The organism is Achromobacter sp. K91, from assembly GCF_003576205.1.
GTDB classification, from domain to species: domain Bacteria; phylum Pseudomonadota; class Gammaproteobacteria; order Burkholderiales; family Burkholderiaceae_B; genus Achromobacter; species Achromobacter aegrifaciens.
Genome location: NZ_QWFB01000026.1, coordinates 33,709 through 49,200 on the forward strand (window position 1 = coordinate 33,709; position 15,492 = coordinate 49,200).

At 66.8% G+C, this 15,492-nt stretch carries 13 protein-coding genes; 3 read left to right on the forward strand and 10 right to left on the reverse strand.

Annotation, left to right across the window (positions count from 1 at the left end; all coding sequences use genetic code 11):
* Positions 1 to 143 precede the first annotated feature (143 nt).
* The gene (locus DXK93_RS07295; RefSeq protein ID WP_233564518.1) at positions 144 to 482 is read left to right on the forward strand and encodes a TssQ family T6SS-associated lipoprotein; all 339 of its coding nucleotides are present in this window, start codon (positions 144 to 146) and stop codon (positions 480 to 482) included.
* 27 nt (positions 483 to 509) lie between these two features.
* Complete coding sequence (locus DXK93_RS07300; protein WP_119449732.1) at positions 510 to 1,271, forward strand: FHA domain-containing protein; 762 nt, start codon at positions 510 to 512, stop codon at positions 1,269 to 1,271.
* A gap of 4 nt (positions 1,272 to 1,275) precedes the next feature.
* On the opposite strand, the gene tssH is transcribed toward DXK93_RS07300, so the two are convergent.
* From tssH to tssA, 10 genes are all read right to left on the reverse strand, one after another.
* On the reverse strand, positions 1,276 to 3,885 hold the full coding sequence (gene tssH, locus DXK93_RS07305) for a type VI secretion system ATPase TssH (RefSeq protein WP_119449733.1): 2,610 nt from the start codon (positions 3,883 to 3,885) through the stop codon (positions 1,276 to 1,278).
* Between the two features lie 14 nt (positions 3,886 to 3,899).
* On the reverse strand, positions 3,900 to 5,003 hold the full coding sequence (tssG, locus tag DXK93_RS07310) for a type VI secretion system baseplate subunit TssG (RefSeq protein WP_119449734.1): 1,104 nt from the start codon (positions 5,001 to 5,003) through the stop codon (positions 3,900 to 3,902).
* Positions 5,004 to 5,007: 4 nt separating this feature from the next.
* Positions 5,008 to 5,547, reverse strand: coding sequence for a DUF3540 domain-containing protein (locus DXK93_RS07315; RefSeq protein ID WP_119449735.1), 540 nt, complete (start codon positions 5,545 to 5,547; stop codon positions 5,008 to 5,010).
* Positions 5,548 to 5,575: 28 nt separating this feature from the next.
* A complete protein-coding gene (gene tssF, locus DXK93_RS07320) occupies positions 5,576 to 7,480 on the reverse strand; it encodes a type VI secretion system baseplate subunit TssF (protein ID WP_119449736.1) in 1,905 nt (634 codons plus the stop codon).
* Complete coding sequence (gene tssE, locus DXK93_RS07325) at positions 7,480 to 8,031, reverse strand: type VI secretion system baseplate subunit TssE (protein ID WP_054457215.1); 552 nt, start codon at positions 8,029 to 8,031, stop codon at positions 7,480 to 7,482. Before tssE ends, tssF begins: the two co-directional genes overlap by 1 nt.
* The gene (locus DXK93_RS07330; protein WP_119449737.1) at positions 8,031 to 8,846 is read right to left on the reverse strand and encodes a type VI secretion system accessory protein TagJ; all 816 of its coding nucleotides are present in this window, start codon (positions 8,844 to 8,846) and stop codon (positions 8,031 to 8,033) included. Before DXK93_RS07330 ends, tssE begins: the two co-directional genes overlap by 1 nt.
* 13 nt (positions 8,847 to 8,859) lie before the next feature.
* The gene (locus DXK93_RS07335) at positions 8,860 to 9,327 is read right to left on the reverse strand and encodes a type VI secretion system tube protein Hcp (RefSeq protein ID WP_088607795.1); all 468 of its coding nucleotides are present in this window, start codon (positions 9,325 to 9,327) and stop codon (positions 8,860 to 8,862) included.
* 71 nt (positions 9,328 to 9,398) lie between these two features.
* Positions 9,399 to 10,901, reverse strand: a complete 1,503-nt coding sequence (gene tssC / locus DXK93_RS07340; RefSeq protein WP_059379448.1) for a type VI secretion system contractile sheath large subunit — start codon at positions 10,899 to 10,901, stop codon at positions 9,399 to 9,401.
* Positions 10,902 to 10,932: 31 nt separating this feature from the next.
* Positions 10,933 to 11,484: a type VI secretion system contractile sheath small subunit gene (tssB, locus tag DXK93_RS07345; protein ID WP_054457219.1), complete on the reverse strand. Its 552-nt coding sequence runs from the start codon at positions 11,482 to 11,484 to the stop codon at positions 10,933 to 10,935.
* 39 nt (positions 11,485 to 11,523) lie between these two features.
* The gene (gene tssA, locus DXK93_RS07350; RefSeq protein ID WP_054457220.1) at positions 11,524 to 12,573 is read right to left on the reverse strand and encodes a type VI secretion system protein TssA; all 1,050 of its coding nucleotides are present in this window, start codon (positions 12,571 to 12,573) and stop codon (positions 11,524 to 11,526) included.
* A 527-nt stretch (positions 12,574 to 13,100) separates the two neighbouring features.
* On the opposite strand from tssA, the gene DXK93_RS07355 reads away from it, so the two are divergent.
* Positions 13,101 to 15,488 (forward strand): type VI secretion system Vgr family protein, encoded by a 2,388-nt coding sequence (locus DXK93_RS07355; RefSeq protein WP_054457222.1) that lies wholly within the window; start codon positions 13,101 to 13,103, stop codon positions 15,486 to 15,488.
* Positions 15,489 to 15,492 lie beyond the last annotated feature (4 nt).

Genomic DNA, 15,492 nt, shown 5'->3' on the forward strand with positions numbered 1-15,492 from the left:
GGAAATAAAAGTACACACGTCTGTTACGCCGCGACGCATACCTTGCACGGCGGGCCGCTATCATCGGCGGAATGACCAGGCCTACACACTCCGAACGACACGCCCGCGCCATGAAACAGTCCGCACGCATTTGCTTGATATCCATGCTCGCGCTGCTTGCAGCCTGTGCTTCCACCCCATCGCCGCAAGCCGTGGAAGCGCTGCAGCAGGTGCGCGACGAATATGCCGCCAGCCGCTTCGGAGCCGTCGTGCGCACGGTGGCGACTTCCGACGCGCTTGCCACCGCGCCCACGCCCATGCGGGTCGAAGCGCTCAAGCTGCAGGCCTTCAGCTACTGCGTGACCAACTATCGCCAACTGTGCGAGGACAGCTTCGCGCGCATCCTGCAGCTGCAGCCCTCGTTCCAGCTCGCGCCGAATGAGGCCGGACACCCCCAGTGGGGACCGGCATTCCAGGCGGCGCAAGCGTCCCAGATCCGTTAACGCGCCGACGGCGCCCAGGAGACAGGCGTGAAACTCACCGTGTTCCAGCGTGCCGGCGATCCGGCCTTCGAACCCATCCACGCCGTGTTCACGGCGCCCGGCGGCACGGTAGGCCGCAGTCTCGACAACCAATTGGCCCTGCCCGATCCGACGCGCGGCATCTGCCGCGTGCAGGCGGCGATCCGCGTCAACGACGATGACGCCGGCTTTCTGCTCAACCTGAGCGACATGAGCACCGTCAGCGTCAATGGCCAGGCGCTCGCGCGCGACCAGGAAGTGCCGCTGCATCCAGGCGACGAGCTGCAGATCGGCGACTACCGGCTGCGCGCCGCAGCGGCCGCGCCGGAGACTCCGGCGGCCAGCGCGGCCGCCGTGGTCGACGACGACATCTTCAGCGACCTGATCGGCCCCGGCACCCTGCCCGTGGGCAGCGCGCCGGACGTCTCCACACACCCCTTCGATCTGGACTCCGCGCAGGCGCGCAACCCGGAAGATCCCCTGCGCCACCTGCCGCCCGGCGACGGCGCGGTGTCGCGCCCGCCCACCGATCCCCTGGCGCTGTTCGATGCGCCGGGTGACGACACACCCAGCATCTTCTCGGACGGCACCCCGTCCGCCCTGCCCGCGCACGACGCATTGGCCGAGCACCGGGCCCATCCCGTCGACGACGCGCTGGGCCGCCCGCGCGACGCGGCAGACGGCCGCAGCGCGTCCGATCATCTGCGCGAGATCGGCGGCTACCTGCGGCCCGCGCCCGTCAAGCCAGGACCCGGCGACAAGAACCGCTGAGGCCTCAGGCGTAGTCATAGCGGAACTCCCCGTCGGCGACCGACAGGCTTACTTTGCTCAACCTGCGGTCCTGCATGGAGGCGCCCAGCAGTTCCCGGCTGATCCGGGGCAGCACGGTATTGGTCAGGACGGCATCCACCATGCGCGCCCCCGACTCCACTTCCGCGCAGCGCGCCACCACCAGCGCAGTGGCCTCGGGCGTCACCTCCAGCACGATGCCGTGCTGCTCGAGCAGGCGGCGGCCCACGCGCTCGAACTGCAGGTCCACGATGCGCGCCAGCATGGCGTCCGGCAGCGGCAGGTAGGGCACCGCCACCAGCCGCCCCAACAGCGCGGCTGGAAAGGCTTGCAGCAGCGGTTCGCGCAATGCCGCGGCCAACGCGGCGGCGTCGGGCAGCAGCTCGGGATCGCGGCATAGCGCCGCGATCCGTTCCGCGCCCACGTTGGAGGTCAGGATGATCACCGCATTGCGGAAATCGATATAGCGCCCCTCGCCGTCCTCCATCCAACCTTTGTCAAAGACCTGGAAGAAGATCTCGTGCACATCGGCATGCGCTTTCTCCACCTCGTCCAGCAACACCACGCTGTAGGGCCGCCGGCGCACGGCCTCGGTCAGCACGCCGCCCTCGCCATACCCCACATACCCCGGCGGCGCACCCTTGAGCGTGGACACCGTGTGCGACTCCTGGAACTCGCTCATGTTGATGGTGATCAGGTTCTGCTCGCCGCCGTAAAGCGCCTCGGCCAGCGCCAGCGCGGTCTCCGTCTTGCCGACGCCGCTGGGGCCGCAGAGCAGGAACACGCCTACCGGCTTGTCCGGGTCGGTCAGGCCGGCCCGCGAAGTCTGGACGCGGCGCGCCACCGCTTCCAGGGCATCTCGCTGGCCGATCACACGCGCCGAAAGCGTGTCCGCCAGGTCCAGAACCGCGCGCGCCTCGTCCCGCAGCATGCGGCCCACGGGAATGCCGGTCCAGTCGGCCACCACTGCGGCCACGGCGGCGGCATCGACCGCGCAATGCACCATCGCGGATTCATCCTGACTGGCCGCCAGCGCTATGCGCGCCTGCGCCAGTGCGCGGCGCTGGTCTTCCTGCGCATCGGAGGAGGCGAGCTCCAGCGTCTGGCGCAAATTCAGCACCTCTCCGGCCAGCGCGCGTTCCGACTCCCAGCGCTCCGCCAGCGCCTGCTCCTCTTTCGCGGCGACGGCCTGCTCGGCCGCCAGGCGTCCGACCCGCTGCGCATCGCCCTCGCCCAGACGCAGCTCGCGTTCGGCGATGCGTTGAGCCAGCTCCAGCGCCTGTACCCGCCTGCGCGCATCCTCCAGGCTGGGCGGCGCCGCATGCTGGCTGACGGCGACGCGCGCGCAGGCCGTGTCCAGTAACGCAACGGCCTTGTCGGGCAGCTGGCGCGCTGGAATGTAGCGGTGCGACAGTGTCACCGCCGCTTCGATCGCCTCGTCCAGCAGCAGCACGCCATGATGCGCCTGCAGCGTTTCAGCCAGTCCGCGCAACATGCCGAATGCGCGCGCCTCGTCGGGCTCGTGCACCTGTATGACCTGAAAGCGGCGGCTCAATGCGGGGTCTTTCTCGATGTACTTCTTGTATTCCGACCAGGTGGTGGCGCCGATGGTGCGCAGCTCGCCGCGCGCCAGCGCCGGCTTCAACAGATTGGCCGCGTCTCCGGTCCCTGCCGCGCCGCCCGCGCCCACCAGCGAGTGGATCTCGTCGATGAACAACACCACCGGCTTCTCGCTGGCCTGCACCTCATCGATGACACCGCGCAGCCGCTGCTCGAATTCGCCCTTCACGCCCGCGCCCGCCTGCAGCAGGCCAATATCCAGCAGGTACAGCGCCACATCGCGCAGCTGCGGCGGCACCTCGCCTGCGGCCAGGCGCAGCGCCAGCCCTTCCACCACGGCCGTCTTGCCGACGCCGGCCTCGCCGGCCAGCAGCGGATTGTTCTGCCTCCTCCGCATCAGCACGTCGATGAGCTGGCGGATTTCCTCATCGCGTCCCGAAACCGGGTCGATCTCGCCCGCGCGCGCGCGCGCCGTCAGGTCGACGGCGAACCGCACCAGCGCGGAACCGCCCGCGTCCGGCGCCCCGGCAGCGGCAACGGGCGCAGTCTCAGCCGCGTCTTCCGGCGAGCCCTGCACAATCTCCTGCAGCTGTTCCAACAGCGTGTCCGGCGCGATGCGCGAGAACTGGGCCGACATGCCCAGCAGCACGTGACGCAGCGCATAGGTCCGCGCCAGTCCCGCCAGCAGATGGCCGCTGCGGATGCCCGCCGCGCCATAGCGCAGCGAGCCCAGCACCCAGGCCCTTTCGACCGCATGGTCGATGTGTTCAGACAGGTCGGAGACCGAGCCCGCGCCAGACGGCAGGCGGTCCAGCTCCGCCGTCAGGTCGGCCTGCAAGGCGGCCAGGTCCAGCTCGAAGCGGCGCGCGATGCGATGCAGGTCGCTGTCTTGCGCGTGCAGGATCTGGTGCACCCAATGCACCAGCTCCACATAGGGGTTGCCGCGCAGCTTGCAGAACGCGGTGGCGCCCTCCAGCGTCTGGTAGAGCAGTGGATTGAGCTTGCCGAAGAGGTCGATGCGGCCGATATCGGACATGGCAGGGTGGCGCGTCACGCGCGCGTCGTCGTTGAGGTTGAGGCCGGCGCACGGCCACGTGGCGGCCTGGCGCCGCGGCTTTCGTAGTCCAGCAGAAGATCGCCCGCCTCGCCTTGCTCGGGCCGGCGCTTGCCCAGCCATGAGGACAGGCCCAGCGGACGCGCGGCGCCCAGGTTCACGCCACGCGCGTCCTCCGCGCGTAGCACCGGTCTCAGGTCCCAGGCCAGCTCCATGCCGATGTAATGCCTGACCCAATGCGTCAGCTGGCGGGCGCGTATGCCTCCCGGCAGAAAGCTCTGGTAGTCCTCCAGCGCCAGCGGGCCGATCTCGATGCGGAATTTGTGCTGGGCATCGCGCACCGCCACGCCCAGCACCGTGTCGCGCCCCAGCCCCGCAAAGCCGCCCAGGCCCAGCCGCTGGGCTGGTTCCAGGCGGATCCATTGCGGCACGAACTCGCGGATGCGCACGGGCAGGCCGAAGAACGATTGCAAGATGTGCTTGAGCCCTTCCGGGTTGCGGGTCTGTCGCGTCAGATGGCCCGCCATGTGGTACTTGGCGTGGTCCAGCACCGCGTCGCGGCGGCGCATCGACGGCTCGCCCATATGCAGCAGGCTGGCTACGTAGCGAGTGAAGCGCTCATCCTTGCGGTCCAGGCTGACCGTGCTCTGCGCGTCCGCCCAGGCGCGGTAGAACAGCAGGATGAGCCGGTGATGGAACACGTCGGCAAATGCGGACAGCGTGCGGTCCCCGTGATGCGCCAGACGCTCGCGGGCATGCTCCGTCAGATGCAGGGGCAAGGGTCCATTGGGGCCGAACAGGCCGAAGCTGTAAATCGACAGTTCCGCGGGCCGCCCGCCCGTGGCGGCGCGCGCGGCGGCCACGGTGGACGGCGCGAACGCCATCGACGGCTCCTGCCGCAGCCGCACGGGTTCGTGGCGCGCGACCGTGTCGCGTCCCAAGGGCTTGCGCGCGCCAGAAAGCGCATCGATCCAGCGCAAGGCATGGAACAGGTCATGGGCGTACGGTTCGCGTTCGACCGCGCGCCACCATTGCGCCAGCGCGCCATCAGGCGCGGCGGACGGATGGACGGGATCGGCAACGGGCTGGGCGATATCCACCGTCCTACCCCATGTGTATCTGCTTGGCGTCCACCTTCACCAGGTCGCCGCCCGTCACCACGGTGTAGGCCGCGTGCAGCCGCGCGCTCTGCTCGGCCTGGAAATCGATGGCGCCGGCGCGCACCTGGTCCATCTCGCTGACGCTGCGCTGCGACAGCCGCGCCATCAGCGTCATGCGGTCCATCACCGCCTCGTAGCTGCGGCCCACCAGACGGACTTCGCCCACCGTGGCATGCAGCTGCCTGGCCACCATGCGGATGCTGCCCGAGCGCAGCAGCAATTCGCCCTCCGCCTGCAGCGTGGTGCGTGCGGGATCGGCCTGCACGGTGACGGCGATCAGGTAGATGCGGGCGGGGTCCGGCCCGCTGATCAGCACTTCGTCGCCCGGCTGCGGCTCCAGCAGGCAGCTGGCGGCGCGCCGCACGGTCCAAACGCGGCCATCGCAGGCCACGGCATAGCTGCCGTCGTCTTCGCGGCGCAGCAGCTCGCCCAGCAGATGGACGGGGTCGTAAGCCATGCGGTTCAGATGTGCGGCGGACTTCATCACGCGCTCCTTTTAATGTGCTCAGCCCCTAGACCACGGGCCGGCGTCCCATGCGGGGCTTGTAGCGGGCGACCTCGCCGCGCTGCAGGGTCGAGAGGACCAGCTCCGACATCAGGTTGATCGATACGTGGCGCGCGAAGAACTGCTCCAGCACGGCGCCAAACAGATAAGGGCTGATGCCCGAAAACGCGGTCTCGTCCACCTGCAGCGCGATGCGCACGCCGCGCCCGTGGACGATGGGGCCGGGCACGGGCAGACGGTGATGCACAGGCGTGGCGCTGACGTGCCGCAGGCCCGCGATGTGCCGGCGCACGCCCGGCTCGGCCAGGTTGCCGTACACGTGCAGCATTTCGCGCAAGGTCTGCGCGCCCTGCTCGGCGTCCAGGTCGGTCAGGCTGAGGTAGTTCAGGCCCAGGTGGCTGATCAGGTGCCAGGTGGCCGCGTTTTCGGCCAGCGCCGCGCGGGGCCGCGTGGGTCCGTGCAGCACCTTGACCGCGCGCACCGGCGCCGACACACGCAAGGTCATGTCGGTATCGCCGCCCAGCGGCAACAGCAGCGCCAGATCGCGGTTCGTGCACAGGGTTTCCAGGGTCAGGTGGCGCAGGTCGCCCGAGAACGGCGCCTCGCGCCGGTCCACCAGCGACAGGAACACTTCGCTGCCGATGTAGCCGCTACGGGTGCCGTTGCGTTGCGCGCTATCGGACACCAGCCGCGGCTCGCGGCGCATGGAAAAGTACGCGCCGTGCTCTTCGGGATCGCTGCCCAGCGAACCGTAGAACGGCCGGAATTCCTGCTCCTGCCGCTGCGCGGCGGCATGGCCCGCGACGCGCGTCACCCCGTAGACCTCGTAGTCCAGCGGGCGGCTGCGGTCGATGACGACGTGGTACTCGGAAGTCCTGGGCGTAACCGCCACGCGGTCCGCCCGCTTGGCGAACAGGTTGATCACCGGCACGCAATGCAGCGCCAGGTTGGCGGCCGATATCGCGCCTTCCAGCTCCGGCGCCGCCATCGAGAACAGCAGAGTCAGATCGAATGCGCGGGTTTCGCGCTGCGCGCCCTGGGGCATCGCGGGCGTGCGCAGCCCCCGCTTCAATCCGTTGATGCTGAAGAACAGATAGCGCTGCGCGAATGCGAAATACTCTTGCAGAAGGCGATAGCCCTGGAACACGCGGGCATCGCCCGGCAGCAACGCCTGTTCGTCGGCAAAACCTTCGTGGCGCACCGCGTCCGGCGGCAGTCGGTTGATCCATGCCACCGGCCTGGCGGTGTCATGGCCCAGCACCGCCACGGTATGCCCCATCACGACTTCAAGCAGACGCTGCATTTGCAGGTCCTGGCCGTTCAGGTGGAACACCAGCTGATCGAGCTCCAGGTCCTCCAGGCGCTGCCCGCCGCAAACCTCTATCCGGATGCGCAGCGCGCTCAGCACGCGAGCGGCGCGCCCGGCCAGGCCCAGCCGCGCCAGCGGCAGATCCTGCGGCGCGGCGGTGAATTCCGCCTGCGTGACCTGCAAGGGCCACAGGCGCAGGGCGTGGCCGGTGGTGAAGTCGCAAGGCGTCTGCTCGCCGCGCGCCACGCGGCCGCGCAGCAACGTGCCGCGCGGCAATTCAAAGCCGCCCGCCAAGGTGCCTTCGTTCATGCTGGGCGCGAACTGCACGATGGCCATCGCCGGCGTGGGCGCCAGGTAGTTGGGATAGACCACCTCCAGCAGCCGCTGCGAGAAGCGCGGAAACTCGGCATCCATCTTCATATGGATGCGGGCGGTCAGAAAGCTGAAGCCCTCCAGCAGACGTTCGACGTAAGGATCGGCGACCTCCGTGGCATTCATGCCCAGCCGCGCCGCCACCTTGGGATGGGCCTGCGCAAACTCCGCGCCCAGCTCCCGCAGATAGACCAGTTCCCGGTTGTAGTAATCCAGCAGGCGATCGTCCATCAGGCACCGCCCAGATCGCGCAGATCCATGTGGCCGCTTTCCAGGTCGATGTCCGTGCGGAACAGGAACTCGAGCGGCTGCGGCACGCACCACAGCATGCCGCGTATCTCCAGGCTCAGCACATTGTGGTGTTCCAGCGTGCCGGCATCGGACACGCAGCGCACTTCCACCGACGAGTCCAGGATGCGCGGCTCGAACGCGGAGATCGCTGCGCGGATCGACTCTTCGACGTCGATCCAGTCGATCTCCGACATGCGCTTTCCCGCCATGGCGCGCACGCCGAAGTTCAGCGCCGAGGCCGCTACCGGCCGGTGCGCTGACAGGTCCTGGGACGCCTGCAGGTTGACGGTATTGAGCAGCCAGCGCAGGTCCCGCAGCACCGCCGCGCGCAGCGCCTCATGCGTCAACATGGCGTTTTCGCGCGGTTCTTCGCGCTTGGCGGGCTCGTTGTCCATCAGGCGATCCAGCAGCGACGGCTGCAACCGGTCGCGCGCCGCGCGCTGGCCGCGCGACAACGGCTCCCAATCGCGCGGACGATCGGCGTGGCCCATCACGCCAGCTCCAGGCTGCGTACCTCGAGCAGCGCGACTTCCGCGGCATCCGTCAGCCACATCTTCTGCCCCACGCCTGCGTAGGTGTCGCCATGCAGGGCGCGCCAATCGGTCGTCCTGCCCAGCTTGGCCGAGTCGGACAGTTCGACCATGCGCGCGCCGGGCGCTGCCGGATAGCGCGCCGGCACCAGGCCCTGCCGCACCCGGCCGTCTTCCAGTTCGATCTCGGCCTGCGCCCAGACCAGGTCGCACAGGCCTTCCGGCGCAAGCAGACGCACGCGCTTGAGCCCAGCGAAGGGCAGCCACACGTAGCGCCCGCCCGCCAGGAACTCGAACACCGGACCAAGGCGGCTGTCGCCATCGCAGATCCATTGGAACGGCTGCGCCGTCTCTTGCGCCGCCAGTTCCAGCAGGCCGGCACGCGCGCTGGCATCCTCGAAAGCCTTGCCGCGCAGCTCGGCCGCCTGGCCTGGCGCAGTGCCGTCCAGGCGCAGCGCCGATATCATGGCCCGCAGCCAATCAGCGGGCTCGTCCAGCAGCGCGGGTTCGCCTTGCCCGGCAAGCACGGCCTCGCGCTCGCGTTCCGCCGCGATGGCGCTGGCGTAAAGCACCTGCGTCGGCCGCGCCTGCGCGTTCAGATGCCCGCAGACGTTGAGCTGCTCGGCCGCGCGCGCCCAATCCCCCTGCACCGCCAGCAGCTGGAACAGCTGGGCGCGCAGGTCCGCGTCGGCGGGCTGCCGGCGCACCTGCGCCTGCAGCTCGTCCAATTGGCCAGCCAGGCTGAGCGCGCCGAAGGGAACCGCAGCGATGGACATGGGTGTCTCCGCCCTAGCCCACTTCCTTGTTCTGCTTGATGTCCCAAGCCACCAGGCTTTCCGCGCCCTTGCCGCCCTTGTCGGTCTGCTCCCAGTACTGCTGCTTGACCTTGGCCGCCTGGAACGCGAAGTTCACCACCACGCCTTCGGCACTGCGGTCCCCGGATATCTGCACCGACGACACCAGCACGTCCTCCAGCGTGATCTTGGAGTACTCGATCTGCTCGCCGCCCGCCTTGCACATGGACAGCTCGATCTTGCTGAGGTGCTTGCCGCTGGCGCAGTGCTTCATCACGGCTGGCGCGGCCTTGTCGATGCGGGCCACTACGTGCAGATCGTTGAAGCTGGCCTTGCCCGCGCCCAGGCCGCCGCCGCTGGCCAGGTTGCCTGGCTGGGTTGCGCCCCATGAAAAGGACACGATATCGGTCCAGTCCTTGTGGTTGGCGTCCTTGGATTCACCGTTGGCGCCATCGATCTTCATGAACATATCCACTGCCACATCTGTCTCCTGGAGTTATGGGGCACGGTTGCGCCCCGACTTGTCAGCGCCACTCAGCCTTCGTTCTGTTTGAGCGAAGGCAGCTTGGAAACCAGCCGCAGCGACACCGTCAGCCCTTCCAGCTGATAATGCGGCCGCAGGAAAAACTTGGCGGAGTAATAGCCCGGGTTGTCCTCGATCTCCTGCACCTGCACCTCGGCCGCGGCCAGGGGCTTGCGCGCCTTGGTTTCCTGCGAGGAGTTCACCGGATCGCCATCGACGTAATTCATGATCCAGTCGTTCAGCCAGCGCTCCATGTCGTCGCGTTCGCGGAACGAGCCGATCTTGTCGCGCACGATGCACTTCAGGTAATGCGCGAAGCGGCAGCATGCGAAGAGATACGGCAGGCGCGCGGCCAGCTTGGCATTGGCCGAGGCGTCGGCCTCGTAGTAGTCGTGCGGCTTTTGCAGCGACTGCGCGCCGATGAAGGCGGCGAAGTCGGAGTTCTTTCGATGCACCAACGGCATGAAGCCGTTCTTGGCCAGTTCGGCCTCCCGCCTGTCGCTGATGGCGATCTCGGTCGGGCACTTCAGGTCCACGCCGCCGTCATCGGTGGGAAAGCTGTGGCACGGCAGGTTCTCCACCGCGCCGCCGGACTCCACGCCGCGGATGGACGTGCACCAGCCGTACAGCTTGAACGAGCGGTTCACGTTGGCCGCCATGGCATAGGCGGAATTGGTCCAGGTGTAGCGGTCGTGGTTCGCGCCGTCGGTGTCTTCCTCGAAGTCGAATTCGTCGACGGGATTGGTGCGCGCGCCGTAGGGCAGCCGCGCCAGGAAGCGCGGCATCGCCAGCCCGATGTAGCGCGAGTCCTCGGATTCGCGCAGGCTGCGCCATGCGGCGTATTCCGTGTTGGTGAAGATCTTGGTCAGGTCACGCGGGTTGGCCAGTTCCTGCCACGAATCCATCTGCATCACGTTGGGCGAAGCCCCCGCAATGAAGGGGCAGTGCGCGGCGGATGAGATCTTGGCGATCTCGCCCAGCAGTTCCACGTCGGGCGGACTGTGGTCAAAGTAGTAGTCGCCGACCAGGCAGCCGATGGGCTCCCCGCCGAACTGGCCGTACTCTTCCTCGTACACGCGCTTGAAGATCGGGCTCTGGTCCCAGCCCACGCCCTTGTGCCGCTTGAGCGTGCGGCCCAGTTCCGACTTGGACAGGCACATCACGCGGATCTTCAGAAGTTCGTCGGTCTCGGTGTTGGTGACCAGGTAATGCAGGCCGCGCCACGCGCCCTCCAGCTGCTGGAAGTCGGGGTGGTGCATCACGCGGTTGATCTGCTCCGACATCTTGCGGTCGATCTCGGCGATGATGGCCTGGATGGTGCGGTAGGCGTCCGACGACAGGCCGACGCCGCTGTTCTCAAGCGCCTGATGCGCCAGCGTGCGCACGGCGTGTTCCACCGCCTCCTGCGCCTGCTCGGTCTTGGGCTTGAATTCCTTCTTCAGCAGGGCGGAAAGATCGTCCGCCTGCAGGGTCTCGACAGCACGCGCGTCGGCGCGTTTGGCCACTGCGGTCATGGCATTCTCCGAAAAGCGATTCAAGCGGAAATCAGGCGGCCGGGTCCGGCGCGGGGGCATCGGATGCGCGCGGCTCCTCTTGCGGCTTCGGCGCGGCCGCCAGCGCGTTCATCAGCGCTGGATTCTTGAGCACGCTGCCGATCAGTTCCTCGGCGCCGGTCTTGCCGTCCATGTAGGTCAACAGGTTCGCCAGCTGGGTGCGCGCGCTCAGCAATTCGTTCAGCGCGCCAACCTTGCGAGCGACGGTGGCCGGCGAAAAATCGTCGATGCTCTCGAATGTGACGTCCACATTCAGGTTGCCTTCGCCCGTCAGCGTGTTGGGCACCTGGAACGCCACGCGCGGCTGGATGGAACGCATGCGTTCATCGAAGTTGTCGATGTCGATGTCGAGGAACTTGCGCTCGCCCACTTCCGGCTGCGGCGTTTCGGACTTGCCGGCCAGGTCCGCCAGCACGCCCATCACGAACGGCAACTGGATCTTGCGTTCAGCGCCGTAGATCTCCACGTCGTATTCGATCTGCACCCGCGGCGCGCGGTTTCTTGCAATGAACTTCTGGCCGCTTCCCTTCAGGCTGGTCGCCATGATGTCGTCTCCTCTTGTTGGTGCGGCGGCTGGCCCGCCTTACGGTTCCTGCCGGTTCGCCTCGGACCGCGGCAGCCATGCCTCGAACTGCTCCAGCCCCTGGGGCGCCAGATTCCTGATGATGTCGTGAAAACTCATTGGGATGAGCTGCTGCGCCCTGCGGATGAGGTAAGGCGCGGGATGGCCGGGCTCGTTGGCCTCGAAGTACGCACAGACCTTGGACAGCATCGCCACGGCCTCGTCGCGCGACTGGATCGTCGCGTCCTGCCAGCGTGCGGCGTGATCCGCCGCGCTCGCGACCGGCTGCGTGGCTGGCGCCTCTGCCGCGGTCCGCGCCTCGTCGGTCGGCGCCGCGGTCGGCCTCGCGGATTGCGGATCGCGCGCCGCGTCCAGCACCAGGTCCAGCGTGCGCAGGATGGCCGCATAGTCGGGCGCCCACGCGGCGCCCAATTTGTCCGTCACGAGTTTCTGAATGCGCCGCAGCGCATCGGCGGCTGAGGCCAGCGCCTGCACGTCGGCATCGCCTTGCGTCCATGCCTGGCGCAAGCGCTCGACCAGGCGCGGACGCCCGCCTGGATAGCCGTCCGCATCCTGGCGGCTGCCGTCCAGCAGCGCTTCGGTATCGCGCACGGTGAGTTGTCCATGCACGCCGCTGATCAGGCTGGCCGAACGCAGGCTGCGCGCACAGCCCTGCATGTCGCCAAAGGCCGCCAATGCGTTCATGCGCGGCATGGGATCGTCTTCCCCCACGCTGTCCAGGCGTGGATGCACCGGCTCCCAATAGCGTTCCAGGGTATCGACGGCCAGCGCCAGGCCATCGCCATAGCCGGGCAGGCCGCGGATTTCGGTCCAGGCTGAGGTCAACAGGCCAATGATGCGCAGGTCGCGGGTGCGTTCCAGCAGCGCGCGCGCCAGGCGTTCGACTTCGCGCCAGTCAGGTGGCTGCGCGGCAATGATGGTCGACCCGAACTGCTGTTCGTCGCGCCCCGCCGCGGCTTGCTGCAGTTGCAGGAAGTCGGCGTCGTATTCGAGGTCTTCCCCGCAGGGCAGACGTGAATCGAGTGTATTGAGGATGTCGGCGAATTCCATAGTCATCAGTTAAATGCCTGCTGGGATGCTGCCTGGATACAACCACTACGCTCCGCGCTGCTTCACGGAAGGGTGAATTCTAGGCATCTCTTTCCGCATGCAACGGCAACCTAACAACTACAGATTTTTCTTACAGATAGCTAACACCCGAGTAAACAATTGAACACTTGTCTCCCTGCTGCATTGATTTTTGGACACAGACCTTACGGAATCGGGCGCATCACGGAAGGACTGTTACCGAAGCGTAAAAAACACAAAAGCATGTGAGAGCGCTTCTCCGGCGCTTTCGCCCCTGCCTACAATCGGCGCTCACGCTGGCGGCAAGACCGGCGCGCATCAGATCCAGAGACAGATTTCCCCGGCGCAGACCCGTTCGTGACGAGTCCCTGCCCGCCTATGCAAGCGGCCCCATCGCGTGGCCGGACATCCCATTGCAGTCATCGTGACGCGCCTGGCGCGCGGCCGCGAAGAAATCGAAAGCAGCACACGCAGCAACAGGCGAAGCATTCTCATAAGGAGACGGTGAGATGGACCGCAACGTGCCCAGCGAACGTGTCGTCAAGGCGCATACGCCCCTGCCGCCGGAGCAACTGAAGTTCCGCGCCATGCATGGCGCCGAGAGCCTTTCGCAGCTGTACGAACTGGAGGTCGAGCTGGTCTCGGAATCCTATTCGCTGGATATGAAGTCGCTGCTGGGCAAGCCGCTGACGCTGGAGATCGAAACCGGGTCCGCCGCACCGCGCTATCTCAGCGGGCACATCACGCGTTGCGCGCTGGTGGGCCGCGAGAACAACACCTCGCGCTACACCATCTACCGCGCCACGGTGCGGCCGTGGCTCTGGTACCTGACCCAGACCTCGGACAACAAGATATTCCAGAACAAGAGCGTGCCCGACGTCATCCGGGAAGTGCTGAAGGACTACGACTATCCCATCGAGTTCAAGCTGGTGGACAGCTACCGCAATTGGGAATACTGCGTCCAGTACCAGGAAACCGACTACGCCTTCATCAGCCGCCTGATGGAGCACGAGGGCATCTACTTCTGGTTCAAGCACGACAAGGGCAAGCACACCCTGGTCCTCACCGACGACATCACGCAGCACGAGCCCGTCTCGGGCTACGAGCAGATTCCCTATTACGGGCCGGACCGCATCACCATCCCGCGCGAAGACCACGTCTACAAATGGGAAGTGGCCGAACAGATCACGCCCGGCGCCTTTGCCACCACGGACTACCATCCGCTCACGCCCGCCGCCAGCCTGGAAGCGCGCCGCAACAACCCCGGCGCGCACGACCATGGCGACCTGGAGATGTACGAATGGCAAGGGGGCTACACCAATCCTGACGACGCGGAGCACTACACCCGCGTGCGGCTCGAAGACCTGCAATGCAGAAAGGAGCAAAGCGCCGGCGGCTCCAACGCCCGCGGGCTGGCCACGGGCCATCTCTTCACGCTGCGCAATCATCCGCGCCAGGCCGAGAACCGCGAGTACCTCGTCGTCAGCACCTACTACCGGATCCGTGAAACAGGCTATGCCAGCGGCCAGCCCGATCCCGGCGACTTCGACCTGGAGTTCGTCGTGCTGCCGTCCAGCACACAATTCCGCGCGCCGCGCGTGACTCCCGTTCCGCGCACCCATGGCCCACAGACCGCCACGGTAGTGGGCAAGGAAGGAGAGGAAATCTGGACGGACAAGATGGGCCGCATCAAGGTGCAGTTCCATTGGGACCGCTATGGCAAGAAGGACGAGAACAGCTCGTGCTGGGTGCGCGTGTCCAGCCCTTGGGCCGGCGGCGGCTTTGGCGGCATCCAGCTGCCGCGCGTGCGCGATGAAGTGATCGTCGACTTCATCGGCGGCCAGCCCGACCGCCCCATCGTGATCGGCCGCGTCTTCAACGCCAACAACCTGCCGCCCTGGGACCTGCCGGACAACGCCACGCAAAGCGGCTTCCTGAGCCGCTCCAAGAGCGGCACGCCCGCGACGGCGAACGCGCTCATGTTCGAGGACAAGAGCGGCAGCGAACGCATCTGGCTGCATGCGGAACGCGAACTCTGCACCGAGGTGGAAGCCAACGAATTCCATTCGACCGACGAGAACCGCAGCACCACCATCGGCGACAACGACACCACCAGGATCGGCGGCAACCGCGACATCAAGGTCACCGGCACCGACAAGCTGCATGTCGACAAGACGCGCGACGTTTTCGTGAAGGGGCACGAGGAATACACCGTCAAGGCATCGCGCACGGTCAACGTGAAAGACGGCCTGATGGACGAGAAGTTCGACAACGGCCTGAAGACGACGGTCGCAGCCAAGGGCGAGGAACGCGAGATCACGGGTCTCTTCAAGGAAACCTTGAAGAACGGCGAGCAGGTCTACGTGAACGAAGGCGACTCGCTGCATCACGTCAAGACCGGCATGCTCACCGAGAAGGCCAAGGGCAAGGTCGAAGTGCTTTCCACCGACGCGAACATGGACGTCAAGGCCAAGACCGCGATGCACGTGGAGTCCGAAACGTCCACCATGGATCTCAAGGCCAAGGGCAAGATAGACATGGAGTCGACGGGATCCACCGTATTGGTCAAGGCCGACGGCAACATCACGCTGAAAACCCCTGCCGATGTCGTGATGGACGCTGCCAACGTCAAGGATCTTTCCAAGGAAAGCTGGCTTCAGGCCACGCCATTTTCCATCGGCCTGGCAGTGGCCAAGGCGGAATTCGGCATGCATCGCCTGGCGCTGTTCCGCACCACGGTCATGCTGAACCTCTCGTTCACCAACTACGCCATGGTCAGCAGCATCGGACAGATGGTCTCGTACCGCACCACCGGCGCCAGCTACCAGTTCGACGCGGTCACTGCGGAAAAGGTGGGCCTGGGCGCGTCGATGGTCGGTCTCTGGAGCATCATCTAAGGCC

Coding starts and splice junctions, on each gene's coding strand:
- DXK93_RS07295 (WP_233564518.1), top strand. CDS start 144: ATGCTCGCGCTGCTTGCAGCCTGTGCTTCCACCCCATCGCCGCAAGCC.
- tssH (WP_119449733.1), bottom strand. CDS start 3,885: ATGTCCGATATCGGCCGCATCGACCTCTTCGGCAAGCTCAATCCACTG.
- DXK93_RS07315 (WP_119449735.1), bottom strand. CDS start 5,547: ATGAAGTCCGCCGCACATCTGAACCGCATGGCTTACGACCCCGTCCAT.
- tssF (WP_119449736.1), bottom strand. CDS start 7,480: ATGGACGATCGCCTGCTGGATTACTACAACCGGGAACTGGTCTATCTG.
- tssE (WP_054457215.1), bottom strand. CDS start 8,031: ATGGGCCACGCCGATCGTCCGCGCGATTGGGAGCCGTTGTCGCGCGGC.
- DXK93_RS07330 (WP_119449737.1), bottom strand. CDS start 8,846: ATGTCCATCGCTGCGGTTCCCTTCGGCGCGCTCAGCCTGGCTGGCCAA.
- DXK93_RS07335 (WP_088607795.1), bottom strand. CDS start 9,327: ATGAAGATCGATGGCGCCAACGGTGAATCCAAGGACGCCAACCACAAG.
- tssC (WP_059379448.1), bottom strand. CDS start 10,901: ATGACCGCAGTGGCCAAACGCGCCGACGCGCGTGCTGTCGAGACCCTG.
- tssB (WP_054457219.1), bottom strand. CDS start 11,484: ATGGCGACCAGCCTGAAGGGAAGCGGCCAGAAGTTCATTGCAAGAAAC.
- tssA (WP_054457220.1), bottom strand. CDS start 12,573: ATGGAATTCGCCGACATCCTCAATACACTCGATTCACGTCTGCCCTGC.
- DXK93_RS07355 (WP_054457222.1), top strand. CDS start 13,101: ATGGACCGCAACGTGCCCAGCGAACGTGTCGTCAAGGCGCATACGCCC.